Source organism: Labrenzia sp. THAF191a, assembly GCF_009363335.1.
GTDB classification, from domain to species: Bacteria; Pseudomonadota; Alphaproteobacteria; order Rhizobiales; family Stappiaceae; genus Roseibium; species Roseibium algicola.
Genome location: NZ_CP045333.1, coordinates 3,562,115 through 3,579,799, shown reverse-complemented (window position 1 = coordinate 3,579,799; position 17,685 = coordinate 3,562,115). Strand labels below are relative to the sequence as shown.

The following is a 17,685-nucleotide window of genomic DNA, read 5'->3' as shown; positions in this document are numbered from 1 at the left end:
CCGAATGGCATCCTGCCTTTTTCTGAAACCGATCAAGGGCGCCGGCAACGACCTGCCCGATGTTGGCGATTATGTGCCCGACATCGACGTGATCGGCCATTACGACCTCGAAACCGCCGACCTGTCGCGTTACCCCGCGCTCTGCCTGCCGGCCCATCTCGACCAGCGATTTTTTGGCAGCCTGACAGCGAAGATCGAACAGTTTCTGGATGCTGGCGGCACGCTGGTATTCAACGGCCATGTTGCCTGGCCAATGCTGCCCGAATTCCAGCCTTTCGTTCCCCTGAACCGCTTCTCGCTGGAAGACCTTCAGATCCACCGGTTGACCGACCACCCGGTGTTCGAAGGCGTTTCAACCGGGGAATTGACCTATCGACGGGGCGTTGCCGGCTTCTACGCCCGCGGTTTCAACCCGCCGCCGGAAGGCGCTGTTAGCCTCCACGGTGTCGGCCCGGACCGCCTGCCCTGCGACTGGGTCTATGAGCGCCCGTCCGGCGGTCGAATCTTCATGCATGCCGGCAATGATCTTTGGATGTACGTCGGCTCCAGCGACACAACGGCGCGCATTGCCCCGCAGCTCTGCGCCTGGGCCAGCGGAAAAGGACCCCAGCAATGACCACGCTCGCAGTGCTCGACGCCGGCACCTACTACCATCATCGCACCATTTACGAGCCACGCTACCGCGACTTTTTCGACGAGATCATCTACACGCGCGACCTGCCGGAAGCAGATTTATCCGGCGTCGATACCCTGCTTGTTTCCTGCCGCACGGACCCTTCGGTGCTGCGCCCCCGGCGCGAACAGATCGCCGACTTTCTGGCAAGCGGCAAGACCGTTGTCGCCATGGGCTCCACCGGACATCCGGACTGGTTGCCCAATGTGAACTGGACGGACACGCCGACCAATTTCTGGTGGTGGAAGGAAGGCGGCGAGATCGGCCTGAAGTTGGCAACGCCCGACCATCCCCTCTTCAACCGGCTCTCCCTGGCCGACGTCACCTGGCACTATCATGGTTATTTCCAGGTGCCAGACGGAGCGCAGTCGCTGGTCGATGTCGGAGATCTCGGCTCGATCTTCTACGAGGACACGGTTTCCACCCCCGGCCGCCTGCTGATCACGTCTCTCGACCCGATGTACCATCACGGCAGCTACTTCATGCCGGCGACAACCCGGTTTCTGGACGGGTTCCTGCCGTTCCTGAAAGGGACTACTGCAGAACTTGCGACAACGACATAAGCCTCCTGAGCGCAGCCCTTTCCGCTGCGTTCCCGATGCGCTTCGAGTGAAGGTGGCATTGTCAGAATTCGTCATGATTGTTCAGAATTGGTAGGTGGAACCAGCCTGACGATCCCCGGTATTTACGAATATGTTGAGCGGCACACGCCTGTGTCGAGGAAGTACATCAGGAACATACCGAGGAGTGGCGGCAGAGAAATTGGTTTCCGGCAATACCCACGTCGCGGCTGGAAAAGACCATTCTCGTCCCCCCACACGCAGATCCTGCGCTTAGACCGCCTCTCTTTTCCTGAAGATCTGACGATGGCGCGTGTGTCCCACGCCGCTCTGGCCGGCGACGCACTGCCAACTGGCGGTGCGTTCGCTGCCGGCACGGGCTTGTTCGTGGATCTCTCACCTCTTCACAGGGTGACCCCCAGTCCGCGCCGCGCTGCCTCGTCAGCGGATATGGCCGGCCCTATTCTGCCAAACCTTCGCTCTCCAGGGCATCGCGGACGGACTGCCGCCTTGCAACGTCGTCGGAATGTCGTTGCAAGGCTGGCCAGTCCGCAATCGAAAGCTTCTGATCGTCAAGCCAACGGCAAACGGTAAACAGATAGGCGTCGGTCAGCGAAAAGGCTGGGCCCATCAGGTATCTGTGCTGTTGGAGATGTCGATCAATCACACTCAGCCGCAGCGACAAGTGTGCGCGGCCTGGAGTAAGAAATGCCTCCGGCGTCTTTGGGCGAAACAGCGGACTGAAGCTTTTGTGAACCTCGGTTGCAATGTAATTCAGCCATTCCAGGGCTCTCAGGCGCTCCAGTGCGGCTTCCGGCAACAGGCGGGCCTCGGGACGGACCATGTCTATATATTGCAGGATCACGGGGACTTCGGTCAGCAGTTGGCCATCCTTCATTTCGAATGCCGGAACGTACCCTTTGGGGTTGATCTGGCGAAAGTCGTCCCCTTCTTCTGTCCGTCGTGATTTGTAGTCGACTTTTATCAAACGAAAATGCAGACCGGCCTCACGCAGGGCGATATGCGGTGCCAGCGAGCAGGCTCCCGGCATGAAATAGAGTTTCATTCCGATTGCCCTCCGGACCCAATGTCAGGAATGCCATCCAGCAGGACGAGCGCAACGTCATAAGCCCGGCCGTTCGCTTCCTCCATTCTGTGTCCCGAGCCATGCAGGTCAGCAGCCAGGAACTGATCACCGGGAGATAGCAGCCGCGTGTCTCCATCGCTCGTTTCAATGCGGACCGAGCCACCGAGAACGGTTCCAAGAACAGGTACAGGCGCGCAATGCCATTCGTCCTTGTACCCGGGGGGGGGATGCATCATGAGAACGCCGGTTGCATCTATGGTTTCGGTCACACTGTAGCCCTTTGGCGAAGGCGGCGTGAAATCACCGTCCGACAGCGTCCAGAACTCATCCGAAAAATGGGAGTCGCCGTTTGCGCGTGAGCAGATTTTGACGAATTTCATTCTCTTGGTTCCTGTTCGAAGCGTGTTGCGCCCGAGGCAGCCCGGGTTACCGACATGCCGGGCTTGCACCGGCCCGGGGCGGCTACATCAAGCGGTTGCGTTTGCAGGGACGGACTGTCCGTTGTCGGCATGAACCTTCCGCGCTCCGTGGTCGTCAGAAGATACGCCATGCGTCGTATCAGCGGCGATCCCGGCGGCAATCCTGTTGGCTACGATCCCGGCGGCATCAAAGTAACCGGTGAAAATCGGCTTGAACCCGGTGAACCAGAGACCGGGATTTTCCGGATCACGCTCGCCCATCGGGTAGTGCGGCACCCCATTGGGGTCGAGCACGCCGAGATGTCCCAGCAGCGGTTCCAGCCCCGTGCGATAGCCTGTTGCCGCGATGACCACGTCGGGTTCGCAGCTTGAGCCATCCGTGAGGATGACGTTGTCCCCCTCGAAGCGGTCAACACCGGGAACGACCCGGAACCGCCCGGTCTTCAGGCCGGCGACGAATCCGTCATCGATCGCAAAGGTGACACCGTCCCGCAAAAGCCGGGTTCCGCCTCCTTCTGGATGGGTGCTCAGCCCGTATCGGCGAAGATTGCCAAGAAAAACCCGCTCGGTAAGCCGAAAGGCCGGATCCAGAACCCAGGCTGGAAGGGCCGCAAAGACCCGGGCCAGCCGGTGCAGCGGAAACCCGAAGATGCGCTGTGGTACGACTGCAGGCCCGTATCGGACAGACACGATGACCTCTGCCGGTTGGTGCCGCGCGAGATGGTTGAGCGCGTCCGTACCCGAGTTGCCGGCGCCGACGACCAGAACGCGCTTGCCGTTGAAGCGGGACACATCACCGAGGTCTGCCGAGTGCAGAAACTCACCCGAAAACTGGTCGCGTCCCGGCCAGTCCGGAATGTGCGCAATGCTTTCGCGGCCCGTCGCGATAACCAGATTGTCTGCTTGATAGTCACCGGTCGCGGCGGAGACGTGCCACCCGTCTGGCGTACGGGTGACCCCGGTCACCTTCCCACCGTATCGGACATGTGTTTCCAGTTCCGCGACATAGGCTTCAAGAAATTCCACTACGGTGTCACGCTTCAGAAAGACGCCATCGGTCTTGGGCGCCTTCTGGCCGGGCAGGCTGGCAAACTTGCGGTGTATGTTGAGCCGAAGCGCCGGATGCCGCGCCCGCCAGGGTTCAGCAACCCGGTCCCGTGCTTCCAGCACGGTGACTGGAAGGCGACGATCGGAAAGAGAGCGTGCCATGGCAAGACCCGAAAGTCCTGCTCCGATGACAAGCGTGCTGACATGTTGTTGGGACTTCATGGTCAGTCCTTTCGATGTCTTCTCAGCAAATGCTGAGGAAATTCGGGGTCACGCAGATGTGCGTATTGTTCGAGACCCAAATCCTGCAGGAGATGGTCCGAAAGCCGCGAGAGGTCTCCGAAATTCCGGCGAAAGCGTCGTTTTTCGCGCGCTTCTCTGATCCGTTGCCAAAGGCTGTTCATGCGACTTGAGACAGTCCTGTGCGGCCCGGCGACGAACGGCAATATGATCGTCATGTCATGTGTCCTTGTTGGTGCCCGGTCAGATCCGGGCTGTGAAATACGCGTTGATGGGATCGTGCGGCAGCCGGTGGGTTTCGACCGATGCGAAGCCGGTTTCGGCGAGGTACTCTTCGGCCGTCTCCACTCCCCACATCGCACCCAGACCCGGACCACCCTGACCGATGGAGATGGGTGTGCAGTGCATGCTCGAGATCGTGTACAAGAGCGGCGCGAAGGGATTTGCGATGTTCTTTTCAAGATCGCGCGACCCACCGATATCCTGCATCAGGAAGACGCCGCCCGGCCGCATTGACTGCCGCACGAGACGCAGAAACGCCTTGGGATCCGCCTGGTCGTGAACCGCATCGAAGGCGGTCACCAGACCGAACCGGCCCAACTCGTTTGCGGCCGACAGATCACGCGCTTCGAAGTGCAGGTTCTCCAGACCCTTGGTTCTGGCTTCAGCGGCCGTCTCTGCGAAAGCGTCCTCGCAAAGATCGAAACCGTGAAAGCGACTGTTTGGATAAGCGCTCGCCAGCGCCATCATCACCAGGCCTCGCCCGCAGCCGAAATCGGCCACGTCGATGCCGTCCTCCAACCGTTGGATCAGACCCGGCACCACCGGCAGGATAGCGCTCACAAGGTTGGCGACGACCAACTGTGCGCTGTCCTCGGCCATCACCTCGTGAAAGCGATCGAAATGGTGGTAGCAAAGGCCCTCGCCACTGCGGAAACGGTCCAGTAGTTCGTTTTCGATGGACGCCGCGATGCTGATGAACTGGGTCGTGACGGCCATGTTGTCCGGGCTGGCGCTACGGGTCAGAAACGCGGCGTGCTCCGGCGGCAACGTGTAGCTTCTCGCCCGCGGGTCATAGTCGACGACACCCGCAGTCACCATCACGCCGAGCCATTCACGCAGGTAGCGTTCGTTGACAGTGGCCTTCTGCGAAAGCACCTGCGAATTGAGGCCGGGGTTGGCCGCAAGCGCATCGAACAGTCCAGCGCGGTGCCCGAGAGACGTCATGATCGCAAGTGCCGCTTCGTTCAGTGTACCGACAAAGCGTTCGGCGAAGGCTTCGGCTTTCGCTTCGTTGAATGCAAGGTTTGGGTTCTGGTAGGTCATCCGATGCTCCCGAGGTGGTAATATGCGGCACGATCTGCCGCTGTCCTGACCACGGATGGACCAAATCCGCCAACTGCGTTAGAAGCGAAAAAGAATGAAACGGTGATAATCAGACTAAAGTTGAGGGGTTTTGTGCAATATGAGCTTGAACACGACCGTTATAGGAACACGCTTGACCGGAACGTCCGTGCTGTTCTCGATCCTTGACGTGCTGGCCTCCGTGGGCCGCGATTGGGAAATGTTGCACGGCTTGCCTGCGCAATCGCCGGTGTTTCAGGTCAGCCTCAGAACCCTCGATGGGGCACCTTATTGGGACGTGAACGGGCGCAAGATCACACCTGACGGGATGCTGACCGAAGCGCCGGAACCCGACTTGATTATCGTGTCCGATTTGCACCTCGACCCAAATGGCCACCTGCCGGAAGAGTTTAACCCGGTCGCGGACTGGCTCAGTGAAGCCTACGCACGCGGCGCGATTGTCACCTCCGTCTGCTCTGGCTCAATCCTTCTGGGTGCGGCAGGATTGTTGGATGGCAAGGAAGCGACGACGCATTGGGGCTATGCGGATATGCTTGGACGAAACTTCCCGAAGGTGAAGGTTTGCCGTGAACGCATTCTCGTCGCGGCGGGGGACGGTCACCAGGTGGTCACCGCAGGTGGTGCCTCGGCGTGGGCTGATCTCATGCTGTATCTGATCGGACGGTTCGCCGGAACAGAAGAAGCCCGCAGGATCGCGAAGATCTATTTGATCGATCCACATGACCAGGGCCAGCTGACATACGCATCCCTTGCCTCCGGGCGACAACATGATGACCAGCTGATTGCAGAGGCGCAGGTCTGGGCCGCACGTAATTACCACAGATCAAGTCCCGTAACCGCCATGGCGGTAATGGCCCAAATGACCGAGCGCGGGTTTCTGCGTCGCTTCAGGAAGGCGACCGGACAGGCGCCAGCCGACTATGTGCAGACTTTGCGTGTCGAGGAAGCCAAACAGCTGCTGGAGACGACGGCGATGTCGATCGAGGAAATTTCAGCCGAGGTCGGATATACCGAACCCTCGAGTTTCCGATCTGCATTTCGAAAGCGCGTCGGGACCTCGGCGTCTGCTTATCGAAAGAAATGGCAAGCGTTGGTTCCGGTTTCATCCTGAGTATGGTCCCCCTCCCTTACGAGCTGGGCCACCAGGTTTGCATCGCCGTCTCTGCTGTTCCAGGCAACTGCCGTTCATGCGCTTCGCAGCACGTGGCGAAAAAGGCAAAGCAGTCTTTCTCTGCGAAGGACACCAACGGTATGTCTGGCTCAGGAACCGGTCGTCCGGAGGCCTGCGGCAGCAGGCAGGCGGCGGGGTTGGAGGGCAGCGATCCGTTCGGCCACCGGCTGAAACAGCGCGACGACACCAGCTTCCTGATCAGCATCCGGGCTGCCATCTTGCTGACCGTCAAGCCTGGCGGCTTTGCTTGACAAACCATCAAATATTGACGTAACGGAAGTTATCGAATAAGTTGTAGATATAAGATTTATATCGTTTTTAAATATGGAGTTGGAGATGACGTGGAATTTGCACACGTTTTTTGCAGTACTCTTTACCGCGACGATCGTCTTCACGACCATGTCTACGGTTCCGGCTGAAGCCTGCAACCCGAGATATCAGCGCTGTTAGAACAGCTGGTCTGGAGCCTTGTCCGTTTCAAAGGTTCGGCGCGTTCAAGGCTTACTCGAACTGGTGAGGTAAGGCGTGTCGTTCTGGTCGGGAAAGAAAGAGTCGCTCAATCAAAGCCTGGTGGAAATCACCTTCAGAGCGGTGCTCTCCGGCCTTGTGATCGTGTTTTTCGCGCAATTCCTGATCGCCAGGGTCGACCACCAAATCGAAGTCGCGTCGAAACGCGACGCGCTGAACACCTTCAGGAACAGCCATTTAACCAAGCTGACCACGCGGTTTTCAGACGCTTTTCTGGCCCTTGATTGTACGCGAAGCGTTAGCACCCTTTCGACGAATGCCTGCAAAAGCGATATCGCGACCTTCCTGACGGAATTGAATACGATTTTCCTGGAACTCAGGTCGATCTACCCGACTTCCGCGTTCCCGAAATTGGTCGAGCTGCAAGACCAGGCAGAACTGATGTACTCAACACCGTCGCAAGTGACCCAGCAGAACATAGACGGCTTCGCAGCCACCTTTGGAGCGTCGCTGCACGAGATGGCGCAGAACTTCAGATAAGAAAGGATGCCTGATCATGAAATGTATGTTTCACAGCTTGCTTTTTATCTGCTCAATTTCTGTCGCATGCGCTCAGGACCCGACCGGCCATATCCCTGAAGGAGCACGCTGGGTCGTTGGCGGCACATTCGCGCTGTCCAAAATTGGCGACAACGAGCTCAGAGGCAGCAAGAGTTATTCGGGCGCGGAAAAGGAGGCAAACAGACTTGCGACTTTCCTGCCCGGAATGACGATCATGTTCAATCTGGAAAGAAGCACGGTGCAAGGACGATCAGAGTACCTTGAGGGCACCACACACTACGGGATCCCCGTAGCGGTTCTGGCCCGCGACATATCGGCAAACGACTTTGGAAGCCGCGACACGACAGATGTGGTCACGCATCAGTCCTATACGGGATGCCGGGATCTTGCCTGTACATTGGAGGCTGAAGTCGGCATTGGCTATTCCTTCAAGATTGAAGAAGAAGACGATGAAAGGCTGGTTCTGTACAACCCGCAATCGGAACTGCGGATCATACACACTCTGGACGCTTTCGATCAGAATGAAGCGCGGGGATATTCCACGCGCGTCAAGGACCGAGTGCACCCGCGCCTGAAGGTTCACGACGGATATGCTTCAGAGATTTCAACCGGTTGCGGGCTGACACGCCCGGTTCAACCGCTGATCAAGGTACCGAAAGATCAATACGATACTCAGCCTCTGACCTGGGACGTCAACAGCCTGAACTGGTCGTTGAAAGCGCTGGAGCTGTTTGATGTCGGCAAGGTCGAGTTGAACCCGGAAGGTACCCACTACGTCGGACGGCTGAATTCCGAGCTCGGGGTCGGTACTGAGTCCGATGAGGGTCCCGTGGCGCTAGACTTCACGGTCTTCGCCTATCGCGATTCCGAATGGACAAATCCGGACTTCTACAAATTTGGCGGGTTGGCGCAGACCGTTACCTGCCGCAAACGCAACCCGATCGCCGGTCAACCACTGCCGCGCTACGTCAAGAACGCCTTTCTCTATTTCGACATTCAGGAAGGCGAGCACCCCCAGGACTTTCCGCTGGACCCTGTCCAGTTGCCTGACCAGTTCAAGGACAACAAGGAACTACAGGACGAATTGCGAACCTATCTGCCCCGCGCCTTTTTCTACAGCGTGAACAACGCAAGGCAGTACAAAGAGCTGTTTGAATACATCGTGGAAGACACAAACATCGCCTTCCCGTCGGCAGTTGCCAACGTGATCGCGCGGCTGAACGCCACCTGCGGACCTCAGAGCCGTGCCGAATGCGCAGATATCGTGGATCGTGTCGGCGCTTTGAGAAACGACTAGAACATCTTGCTTTTGCTGCGTGCGCGGCACGAAGACCACAGCTTAGGTCAGGCCAACGGTGTGCCGGGGCGGCAATATCGGCTTTCACCACGTTCGAAGCTGCCAGTTCCGGGCCCCTTCCAGCCAATCGGCTCGCTTTTTCTCGTCATACCCGTGCCGCCCCTGTACCCTACCCTCCATCCTCTAAACGGGATGATCCGGTAACGCCCACCAAGGGAGGCGGTCGTGATTCAGCTTGCTTCGTTTTTTGCAAAGCCTCTTTTGGGGAAACTTGGTGTCAGTGATGAGGCCAGGGAGCGGTTTGTGGCGTTACAGAAGGCCGTGACAGGGGATACGGGCACGGCCTGGATTCCGCTGTCCCGACCTTCCGCAACACTCGATTTTTCCACGCACCGGCAGATGGCGTCCGACATCCACAACGCCGGTGAAATTGGCCCGGAAGAAGAACCGGTCACCTGGAAGGAGTTCGTCTGGACGTCGGACCAGGCCATCAAGGACTGTGTCCTGCACAAGATCTCCTGGCGGTTCTACGAGAACGGACTGATTTGCCTGGAGGTTTGTGGCAGCAAGGATGCGGTGGGCCTGGACGGCAGTGACCTGATCGGCCACCGGCTGGAGCTGCGCGACGACACCGGTTTTCTGATCGGCATCTGGGCCGCCGCCTTCCTGATCGTGAAGGACACCGAGCGGCGCAGTTTCCAGACTTCGGCCGAGGATGACCACAAGCTGTTGAAACTCCATTTCGGCAAGCTGGCCGAACAGCAGACCGGCATCGCTTTCCGCATCTGAAACCGCCAGACACTCGACCGGTCTGTCCTGCCAAACGCTTGCTCAGGCGGGAATCAGCGTTTCGGCGATGGCCTTTGCGGTTCTGGAGGCGGCCGGCATGCCGCGCACCTGTGCGGTGGCGATGGCGCCTTCCTTCAAAAGGGCAAGCTGTTCGGCAAGGCTTGCCGGGTCTTCGGCGCCGGCCTGACGACACAGTGGCTCAAGGTAATCGACGATCCGCTGCTTGTGCTCGGCCGCCGTGCGGTGGATCGGGTGCTGGTGGTCGCCGAATTCGCTCGCCGCGTTGATGAAGGCGCAGCCGTTGAAGCCGAGCCCCTTGAAGGCACGGCCGTTGAACCAGTCCTCCAGCGCGTCGAACATGGCCAGAAGCCGCTCGCGCGGCCGTGGCGAGGCTTTTTCCATTTCGCCCATCAACCAGTTGCGGAACTGCTCGTCCCGGCGGTTGAGCGCGGCCAGGATAAGCTCCTCCTTCGAGCGGAAGTGCTTGTAGAGCGTCATCTTGGCCACCCCCGCCTCGGCGAGGATCTTGTCTATTCCGGTCGCATTGAACCCGCGGGTGTAGAACAGCCTGAGCGCTGTATCCACGAGTTCGTCTCGGCGTGATTGCACCACCATCTCCATATACAGACAGGTTTGTCTACTTCTCTATCCTGTTTCGCCCCCTCTCGTCCACCCTCACACAAGGGTATCACGGCTTATTGACATATATACAGACCTGTCTGTATAAATTTCCTCAACGTCACGTTTTCAATCAGGAAGGCGGTAGTCATGTCCCGAAATCATATCGCGGTTCACATTCTTGCAGACACCGGCATTTGTTCCGGGAAACGGTCTCACTGGCACTACGTGGCTCTTGCCAGCTGGTCTGTATCCGGTGCGCGCTCTGAACTGGCGCAAGGTCAAGCCCCTATCCCGACGTACCGTGCAGCAAGAGGGGGCTGACGATGGCCAGTGTCATTGCCGCCTTCGCGCACACCATGGCCGCTACCGCAGGACTGACCATGACCAGCGACGGCAAGCTGGTCGCAGCAGATGGAACCGTGCGCCATGAGGTGCGTACCGAGGATGAGCGCATACCGGACACAGCCCACTTCGAGCTGCTCGACTGGATACGCAGCTGGTATCCGGATGAAACAGGGCTGGTGTTTGCCTATGCGCAGAAAATCAAACCGGACGATCTCGGCGTTCTGGGCCTTGCCATCAAGACCGCGCCCACTCTTCGCACCACACTGCAATTGATCGAGCGCTACTTCCGGCTGGTGACCGACACCGCGGTATATTGCCTGGAGGAAGACGGGCCACTTGCTGTCTTCTCCATTGCCGGGCAGACCTCCCCTCAGCCGATCCTGCATCTTCGTAACGAATGTGCCCTTGCAGGCTTTGCTCATAATCTGGCGTCTCAAGTCGGGCCGCGCCTGAAAATTGAAGCTGTCACCTTTCGCCATCCCTGCCGCGGTGAGGCAGAACGCTACGCAGCGTTTTTCGGCTGCCCGGTCCGCTTCGGTGAAGCGCAAGACGCCATTATGATGGCCCAGCCGATGCTGGACCTGCCAAACCGGCTTGGAGATCAAGGCGTCTGCACTTTCCTGACCGATCATCTGGAGACGGAAATCGACGCCCTGCCTGCCGGCAGCGCGTTGACGCGCGATCTTCTGAACCGCCTGACGAAAACACTCAGCAGCGGCGTACCTTCCGCGGCAGCCGTCGCGCGTGATCTCGGTATGAGCGAGCGCACCCTCTATCGCCGCCTGGCGGAGGAAGGGCTGACCTACCGCGACATGCTGCGCGAGGCACAGACGAAGCTGGCTCGGGAGCTGCTGGCAGGCAGCAGCTGTTCCATTGCCGAAATTGCCTTCCTCACGGGCTTTTCCGAACAGAGCACCTTCACCCGTGCGTTCAAGCGTTGGGTCGGCCAGCCACCGGCGCAATTCCGGCAACACAGCGCGACCGTCTGAGAACACACCCGCCCGACGCACTGGCTCACGGCAACCGTCGCGTCCAGATCTGGAAAAACCCCGAAACAGTCGCAAATCCCGGAAGAGCCCGGCCCAAACTGGCCGGGCTCAACCTGTTTTGCTGTCTTCTGGCGGGCCCGAACTGGCTTGGCAGATAGGGCCAAAACAGTGGCAGGCCCGGCCGATACCGAGAGGGCACTCCCGGCGTATTCAAAAGTCATCGAACGACGGAGCGGTCATCACCGGGCACTTTCCCGCAGCGCTCCGGGGCTTTTGAGACAAGGAGCGCCACATGATTATCGAACAGATCACGGCCCGCAGTCCGGCCAGGCATGACCATGTACCTTCGACCTTTCCGGCAGCACTGCCGCATTCGGACAACGTGGCCGACAGCAACGCCTATGGCAGGACGCTTTCCATCGTCGCCCACGACCTGCGCGGTCCCCTTGCCAACCTCTCGCTGTTGATTGAGCACATTGCCCAATGCGCGACCTGGGAAGGTCAGCCCGCCATTGCGGATAACGCCGCAAAGGCCGACCGTATCCTCCAGCACCTGACCGGTAGTCTCAGCGCCCTGGTCAGGCGCGGCAAGGAAGGACGGGATCCGCTCTCCTGCGTGCTGCGGCCAGTTGATCTGGCCGAGGTTCTGGCGCTGGCGGTCGCCGTCAACCAGCCGCTGGCTCGCCGCCATGCGGTCAATCTGGAAATTGTGTCCCTATCCCCGTGCCTGATCTCAGGCGATGCGGAACTGTTGTTCGAGGCCTTCGACAATCTCATCGGCAATGCGGTGCGCCACAGCCCGGACGACGGCACCGTTCTTTGCGCTATCACCCGGGAAAATGACGGTAATGTCTCCGTACGTATCAGCGATCAGGGTCAGGGCTTCACCGCTGCCGATCTTGCCCGGGCCTTCCGTCCCTTCACCCAACTTTCCGCAAAGGCGGCCCGGCCCGGGCCATCCTCGGGACTCGGCCTCTGGATCGCCCGGCTGATTGCCGAACGCCATGGCGGAAAGATTGCGGCCCGGAACGGAGACGGAAGCAGTGGTAGGGGCGCGGTTCTGACCGTGCGCCTGCCGACCCTACCCGCAAATGATGCGAAACCGGTTTCAGTCCGCCGGAAGGTTCCCGAGCGTGCCAGCAAGGCACCGGACCACGCAACTATCTGACCTCGGCTTTCTGACCTCAGCTTTCTGGCACCGGCGTGCCGGTGCCGCCCCATGGAACGCGGCCACCCCCGACGCCGACCCTGCCCTGCGCCGGGAACGGGAGAGCCGTGCCTTCAGGCACCCGGTGATCGGCCGCGAACCTGACAGCGTTTCAAGTTGATGCGCTGCCCATCCCAAACCCTGTCCAACACAAGCAATGGAGACTTCATATGGACAACGAACATGACAAGACCTGCGCCTGCTGCGTAACACCGGAAACGGTTGATCACGCCCGCCGCCGCCTGCTTGCCGGGGCAGCCGGTGCGGCAACTGTGGGTGCCGTCGCCATGGCCACCGGTTCCGCCACCGCCGCAACCGAAGAAGCCCGTGCGCTCTATGCCGATCCGGAAAACCCGGGCCTGCCGCAGATCGACATGGAGATCGAAGCCGGCCGCACCGCGCTTGTCGTTACCGATCCGCAGATCGACTTCCTGTCCGAAGACGGTGTCACCTGGGGTGTCGTTGGCGAAAGCGTCACCGAGCAAGGCACCGTCGACAACATCGAACGCCTGTTCAAGGCGGCCAAGGCTACCGCGATGCCGGTGTTCATCTCGCCCCACTACTATTATCCGCACGACCACAAGTGGCAGTTCGAGGGCACCTTGGAAAAGACCATGCATTCCATCGGCATGTTCGATCGCCCGGGCCCGCTCTCCCTGGAGAATTTCGAAGGGTCCGGCGCCGACTGGATGCCGCAGTACAAGAAATACATCGAGGACGGCGAAACCGTCATCTGCTCACCGCACAAGGTCTACAGCCCGGCACAGAACGATCTGAACCTGCAGCTGCGCAAGCGCGGGATCGACAAGGTGATCCTGGCCGGCATGTCCGCAAACCTGTGCACGCAGGCCCATCTTTATGAGCTTCTGGAGCTCGGCTTCGAAGTGGCCGTGGTTCGCGATGCGACCGCAGGCGCCAAGGTGCCCGAGGGCGACGGCTACCTCGCCGCCATCATCAATTTCCGCATGGTTGCCAACGGCGTCTGGTGGACCGACGACGCAGTCGAACGCATCGCCCGTTCCGCCTGACCACCAGCACTTTCCTCAAAACCGACTAACCCAACCCAAGACTGGATCAAACCGATGAAACTCAAATTCGCCCTTCCGGCCCTGGCCGCAGCCCTTGTTCTGTCCACCGCCGCCCTTGCTGCAGACGAATACAACGTTGCCAACGGCCTCACCCTCAACGGCAATCCGCTCGGCATGCACGGCATCGACCCTGTTTCCATGTTCGCAGGCGCGACCCCGGGCGTTGGCGATGCGGTCCACACCTCAAGCCATGATGGTGTCGACTATTATTTCGCCACTGCCGAAACCAAGGAGCAGTTCGACGCTGCTCCGGAAAGCTTCCTGCCGCAGTTCGGTGGTTTCTGTGCCTTCGGCATCTATGTCGGCAAGAAACTTGATGGCGACGTCCGCTTTGCCGACATCGTCGACGGCAAGCTCTATCTCTTCGTCAATGCCGTCATCTTCGACAAGTACCTGGAGCAGAAGGACGAGGTTCTCGCCGGCGCTTACGCCAAGTGGCCGGAGATCCGCGAGACAGCCATTGGCGATCTCTGATCACCCATCAAGCCAAACAGGGACGAGCCCCTCCCCGGGGGCTCGTCTGCCGTTTTGGTGGTCGACAGCCTTACTGAGCTGTCCAGCCGCCGTCGACGGGGATGGTCACGCCCGTCACGTTGTGCGCCACCGGGCTGCACAGCCAAAGCGCCAGCGCACCGATTTCAGACGGGTCGGACGTACGGTGGGAAGGCTGTTTTTCCGCAAGAAGATCTGCAACGCCCTTGTCGCGATCGCCGCCATGAAGGGCGGCGCGGGCTGCCACCTGAGGCTCGATGATTGCGGTTTCCGTCCAGCCGGGCGCGATACAATTGACCGTCACCCCACCCGAGGCTCTGGAACCGCTTGCCGCATATTCCAGCGCGGCCACCTTGCTCATGCCGACGACACCGAATTTCGAAGCCACGTAAGGCGCCTTGTTGACAGAGGCGACCAGCCCGTGCACCGAGGCAATGTTGATGACACGGCCAAAGCCGCGTTCGGCCATCGCCGGCAGGGCAAGACGCATCGTATGGTAGACGCCTGACAGATTGACGCCGATGATGGCATCCCATGTGGCAGCATCCGCCTCGGCAAAGCTGACCGTCTTCTGGATACCTGCATTGTTGACCAGAATATCCGGGCCGCCCCAGGCGGCAACATCCGCCATCATCGTCTCGACAGCCGCCACGTCGCGCATGTCAGCGGCAAAGAACCGGGCGTCCGGTGCCCCGGCAGCCTTGATCTCTGCCACAGCCGCTTGCGCCTCTTCCGGGTTCGCCAGACCGTGGACGGCAACGCGTGCCCCCGCCCCCGCCAGTGCCTTGGCAATCGCCAGGCCGATCCCCTGAACGGACCCGGTGACAAGAGCCGTTTTTCCGGTGAGATCTGTCATGCCGTTTCCTCCGCTTCGAGCTGTTGTCTCAGGTCCGTTTTCAGGATCTTGCCGTAGTTGTTTTTCGGCAGGGCAGCCGGGAAATGATAGTGTTTCGGCCGCTTGAACCGGGCGATCCGGTCCAGACAGAGCTTGTCGAGCTCAGCCTCGCTCACGCTCTGGCCCGGGTGACAGGCAACAAAGGCGACAACGATTTCTCCCCACTCCGGGTCCTGCCGGCCAACGACTGCCACCTCGTGCACAGCAGGGTGAGTCAGCAGCACCTCTTCGACCTCGCGCGGGTAGATATTGGAGCCACCGGAAATGATGACGTCCTTGGACCGGTCCTGCAGCGTGACGTAGCCGTCCTCATCCATACGGCCAACGTCTCCGGTCCACAGCCAGCCATCGCGGATGGTCTGGGCTGTTGCCTCCTCGTTTCGCCAGTAGCCCTTCATCACCGTATCTCCGCGCACGGCAATTTCCCCGACTTCGCCGCGGGGCAGCTCCCGGCCTTCGCTGTCGACGATCGCAACCCGCACGACGGACTGGGCCGTGCCGACGGAATTCAGCCTCTCGCGCCAACGTGGATGGGTGCGGTCACAGACTTCGGCGCGCGGCAGCGCGGTGATGCCCATTGGGCATTCGCCCTGACCGTAGATCTGCACGAACCGTGCGCCCATCACTTCAACCGCTTCCAGAATGTCCGCCTCGTACATTGGTCCGCCGGCATAGACGATGGTCCTCAACCCACGGCCAGTGCCCCCGGAAGCCTTGGCGACATCCACCAGGCGGCGGACCATGGTAGGCGCGGCAAACATGGAGATGGAGCCGATCACAGGCGCGATCTGCAGGATTTCGGCGGCGTCGAACCCGCCGCTGACGGGCACGACGTGACGCGCCCCTTTCATCACATGCATAAAATTGTAGAGCCCGGCACCATGGCTCATCGGTGCGGCATAGAGGATCGCATCCTGCGGCTTGACGTCATCGACATCGACAAAGTAGCTCAGCGCCATCGACGCAAGATTGCCGCAAGTCAGCATCACGCCCTTGGGCCTGCCGGTGGTACCAGAGGTATAGAAAAGCCAGGCAAGATCTGCAAGATCCAGAGCTTCCGGTGTGTTGTGCGGTGCTACCTGGCACATGGCGCCGAATTCAGGACTGTCGAGCGAGACAAGACGCACGCCCTCCGGCAGATGTGGCGCCAGAAGTTCGGCGGTCTTTCTGTCGGCGAACACAAATTCTGCACCGGAATTCTCCACCATCCAGGCGGCTTCCTTTTCGTGCAGCTTGGCGTTTATCGGCACGGCTGCGCCACCGCGCCACCAGATGCCGTAAAGCGCTTCCAGATAGCGCGTGGAATTTGCGGCAAACAGTGCGACCCTGTCTCCCTTGCCGATGCCGTAGCCGGCAAGCGCAGCGCTTATTGCCCCGGCACTACGAGCAAACTCCAGATAGTTTGCCTTGCGCTCGGTCCCCTGCAGCAGCGCCGGACTTTGCGGGCTTCTCGCCGCGCTCCGGTATAACCATTCTGCCGGATTCATTCTGTTCTTCTCCCCCCGATATGCCGTCTGGTGCAATGCCGCCGCGTTGGTCCGCCATCCCGCTTTTCTCATCCTTCGAGACGCGAGCAAGGCTTGCTCATCAGGACAAGAATGACCGGCCGGGCATGCCCTCCTCCGGACACACCCCGGCCAGTCTCCTCCCGGCACCTCCCTCATCCCTTCGGCTCGCTGGTTCTTCCGGACCAGATGTGGTTTCCAGAAAAACGGCCGTGCAGGACAGCTATCTGATACTCTTCAGACCCTTAGAGCGAAAATTCCGTCAAAACACGTAACGGGGAGCCCATGGACGACTTCGCAGCGCTTGCTTTCGACAATGCGCCCGTCGGCCTGGCCTTGACGGAAGAACGGCAGATCCGACGCTGCAATGCCCGTCTTGCCGATATGTTCGGCTTTGAACCGGAGGAACTTTCCGGGGCCTCGCTGTCTGTCCTTTATCCCTCTTCGGAAGAGTTTCTCCGCATCGGCAAGATCGGACTGGAACGGATGAAAGGCAGTGGCCGCTACCGGGATGAACGCATCATGCGCCGCAAATCCGGAGATCTGTTCTGGTGCCGCGTGCGTGGCCAGTCTCTCAACCTTGAAGCCCCGTTCGCCCGGGCGGTCTGGAGCTTTGCCGACATTTCCGAAGACCGGCCATTGGCTGAAATGAGCCTGCGTGAACGCCAGGTGGCCAAACTGCTGGCCGAAGGAAATACAACCAAGGAAATCGCCCGCCTGCTCGGGCTGTCACCGCGCACGGTCGAGGTCCACCGGGCCCGGCTGATGAAGAAATTCAGCGCCCGCAACAGCCTGGAACTCATCGCCCATATTGCGGGCATTCCGCTTTAGCGCCACTCTTGGGCAATAACTGCTGGGAGACCTGC

General features: G+C 60.0%; 19 protein-coding genes. 12 read left to right on the top strand and 7 right to left on the bottom strand.

Annotated features, from left to right (window positions below; genetic code table 11):
* Window positions 1-4 precede the first annotated feature (4 nt).
* Window positions 5-616, top strand: a complete 612-nt coding sequence (locus FIV05_RS16420) for a hypothetical protein (protein ID WP_152510302.1) — start codon at window positions 5-7, stop codon at window positions 614-616.
* On the top strand, window positions 613-1,236 hold the full coding sequence (locus FIV05_RS16415; RefSeq protein WP_152510301.1) for a hypothetical protein: 624 nt from the start codon (window positions 613-615) through the stop codon (window positions 1,234-1,236). The genes FIV05_RS16420 and FIV05_RS16415 overlap by 4 nt, the downstream gene beginning before the upstream one ends.
* A gap of 457 nt (window positions 1,237-1,693) precedes the next feature.
* On the opposite strand, the gene gstA is transcribed toward FIV05_RS16415, so the two are convergent.
* The 4 genes from gstA to FIV05_RS16395 form a co-directional block, all read right to left on the bottom strand.
* Complete coding sequence (gstA, locus tag FIV05_RS16410; protein WP_152510300.1) at window positions 1,694-2,299, bottom strand: glutathione transferase GstA; 606 nt, start codon at window positions 2,297-2,299, stop codon at window positions 1,694-1,696.
* Window positions 2,296-2,700, bottom strand: a complete 405-nt coding sequence (locus tag FIV05_RS16405; RefSeq protein WP_152510299.1) for a hypothetical protein — start codon at window positions 2,698-2,700, stop codon at window positions 2,296-2,298. Before FIV05_RS16405 ends, gstA begins: the two co-directional genes overlap by 4 nt.
* A gap of 87 nt (window positions 2,701-2,787) precedes the next feature.
* On the bottom strand, window positions 2,788-4,008 hold the full coding sequence (locus tag FIV05_RS16400; RefSeq protein WP_152510298.1) for an NAD(P)/FAD-dependent oxidoreductase: 1,221 nt from the start codon (window positions 4,006-4,008) through the stop codon (window positions 2,788-2,790).
* A gap of 261 nt (window positions 4,009-4,269) precedes the next feature.
* Window positions 4,270-5,352, bottom strand: a complete 1,083-nt coding sequence (locus FIV05_RS16395; RefSeq protein ID WP_152510297.1) for a methyltransferase domain-containing protein — start codon at window positions 5,350-5,352, stop codon at window positions 4,270-4,272.
* 187 nt (window positions 5,353-5,539) lie between these two features.
* Between FIV05_RS16395 and FIV05_RS16390 the strand changes: the two genes are divergently transcribed.
* The 5 genes from FIV05_RS16390 to FIV05_RS16375 all read left to right on the top strand — a co-directional run bounded on the left by FIV05_RS16390 (window position 5,540) and on the right by FIV05_RS16375 (window position 9,677).
* Window positions 5,540-6,502, top strand: coding sequence for a helix-turn-helix domain-containing protein (locus FIV05_RS16390; protein WP_209009681.1), 963 nt, complete (start codon window positions 5,540-5,542; stop codon window positions 6,500-6,502).
* 140 nt (window positions 6,503-6,642) lie between these two features.
* Window positions 6,643-6,813 (top strand): hypothetical protein, encoded by a 171-nt coding sequence (locus tag FIV05_RS31615; RefSeq protein WP_173013870.1) that lies wholly within the window; start codon window positions 6,643-6,645, stop codon window positions 6,811-6,813.
* 274 nt (window positions 6,814-7,087) lie between these two features.
* The gene (locus tag FIV05_RS16385) at window positions 7,088-7,570 is read left to right on the top strand and encodes a hypothetical protein (protein ID WP_152510295.1); all 483 of its coding nucleotides are present in this window, start codon (window positions 7,088-7,090) and stop codon (window positions 7,568-7,570) included.
* Window positions 7,571-7,805: 235 nt separating this feature from the next.
* Window positions 7,806-8,888 (top strand): hypothetical protein, encoded by a 1,083-nt coding sequence (locus tag FIV05_RS16380; RefSeq protein ID WP_152510294.1) that lies wholly within the window; start codon window positions 7,806-7,808, stop codon window positions 8,886-8,888.
* 303 nt (window positions 8,889-9,191) lie between these two features.
* Window positions 9,192-9,677: a hypothetical protein gene (locus FIV05_RS16375; protein ID WP_209009680.1), complete on the top strand. Its 486-nt coding sequence runs from the start codon at window positions 9,192-9,194 to the stop codon at window positions 9,675-9,677.
* Window positions 9,678-9,719: 42 nt separating this feature from the next.
* On the opposite strand, the gene FIV05_RS16370 is transcribed toward FIV05_RS16375, so the two are convergent.
* Window positions 9,720-10,292, bottom strand: coding sequence for a TetR family transcriptional regulator (locus FIV05_RS16370; RefSeq protein ID WP_173013869.1), 573 nt, complete (start codon window positions 10,290-10,292; stop codon window positions 9,720-9,722).
* Window positions 10,293-10,621: 329 nt separating this feature from the next.
* Between FIV05_RS16370 and FIV05_RS16365 the strand changes: the two genes are divergently transcribed.
* The 4 genes from FIV05_RS16365 (at window position 10,622) to FIV05_RS16350 (ending at window position 14,401) form a co-directional block, all read left to right on the top strand.
* Window positions 10,622-11,632 carry an AraC family transcriptional regulator gene (locus tag FIV05_RS16365; RefSeq protein ID WP_152510292.1) on the top strand — a complete coding sequence of 337 codons (1,011 nt, stop codon included), beginning with the start codon at window positions 10,622-10,624 and terminating at the stop codon, window positions 11,630-11,632.
* A gap of 292 nt (window positions 11,633-11,924) precedes the next feature.
* A complete protein-coding gene (locus tag FIV05_RS16360; RefSeq protein WP_152510291.1) occupies window positions 11,925-12,800 on the top strand; it encodes a HAMP domain-containing sensor histidine kinase in 876 nt (291 codons plus the stop codon).
* Window positions 12,801-13,009: 209 nt separating this feature from the next.
* Entirely contained in the window at window positions 13,010-13,867 is an 858-nt protein-coding gene (locus FIV05_RS16355) for a cysteine hydrolase (RefSeq protein ID WP_152510290.1), read from the top strand.
* A gap of 54 nt (window positions 13,868-13,921) precedes the next feature.
* A complete protein-coding gene (locus FIV05_RS16350; protein WP_152510289.1) occupies window positions 13,922-14,401 on the top strand; it encodes a YHS domain-containing (seleno)protein in 480 nt (159 codons plus the stop codon).
* Window positions 14,402-14,471: 70 nt separating this feature from the next.
* On the opposite strand, the gene FIV05_RS16345 is transcribed toward FIV05_RS16350, so the two are convergent.
* Window positions 14,472-15,275: an SDR family NAD(P)-dependent oxidoreductase gene (locus FIV05_RS16345; RefSeq protein WP_075283783.1), complete on the bottom strand. Its 804-nt coding sequence runs from the start codon at window positions 15,273-15,275 to the stop codon at window positions 14,472-14,474.
* On the bottom strand, window positions 15,272-16,801 hold the full coding sequence (locus tag FIV05_RS16340) for an AMP-binding protein (RefSeq protein ID WP_152510288.1): 1,530 nt from the start codon (window positions 16,799-16,801) through the stop codon (window positions 15,272-15,274). The genes FIV05_RS16345 and FIV05_RS16340 overlap by 4 nt, the downstream gene beginning before the upstream one ends.
* 303 nt (window positions 16,802-17,104) lie before the next feature.
* Between FIV05_RS16340 and FIV05_RS16335 the strand changes: the two genes are divergently transcribed.
* Complete coding sequence (locus FIV05_RS16335) at window positions 17,105-17,650, top strand: helix-turn-helix transcriptional regulator (protein WP_023000745.1); 546 nt, start codon at window positions 17,105-17,107, stop codon at window positions 17,648-17,650.
* Window positions 17,651-17,685: the final 35 nt, after the last annotated feature.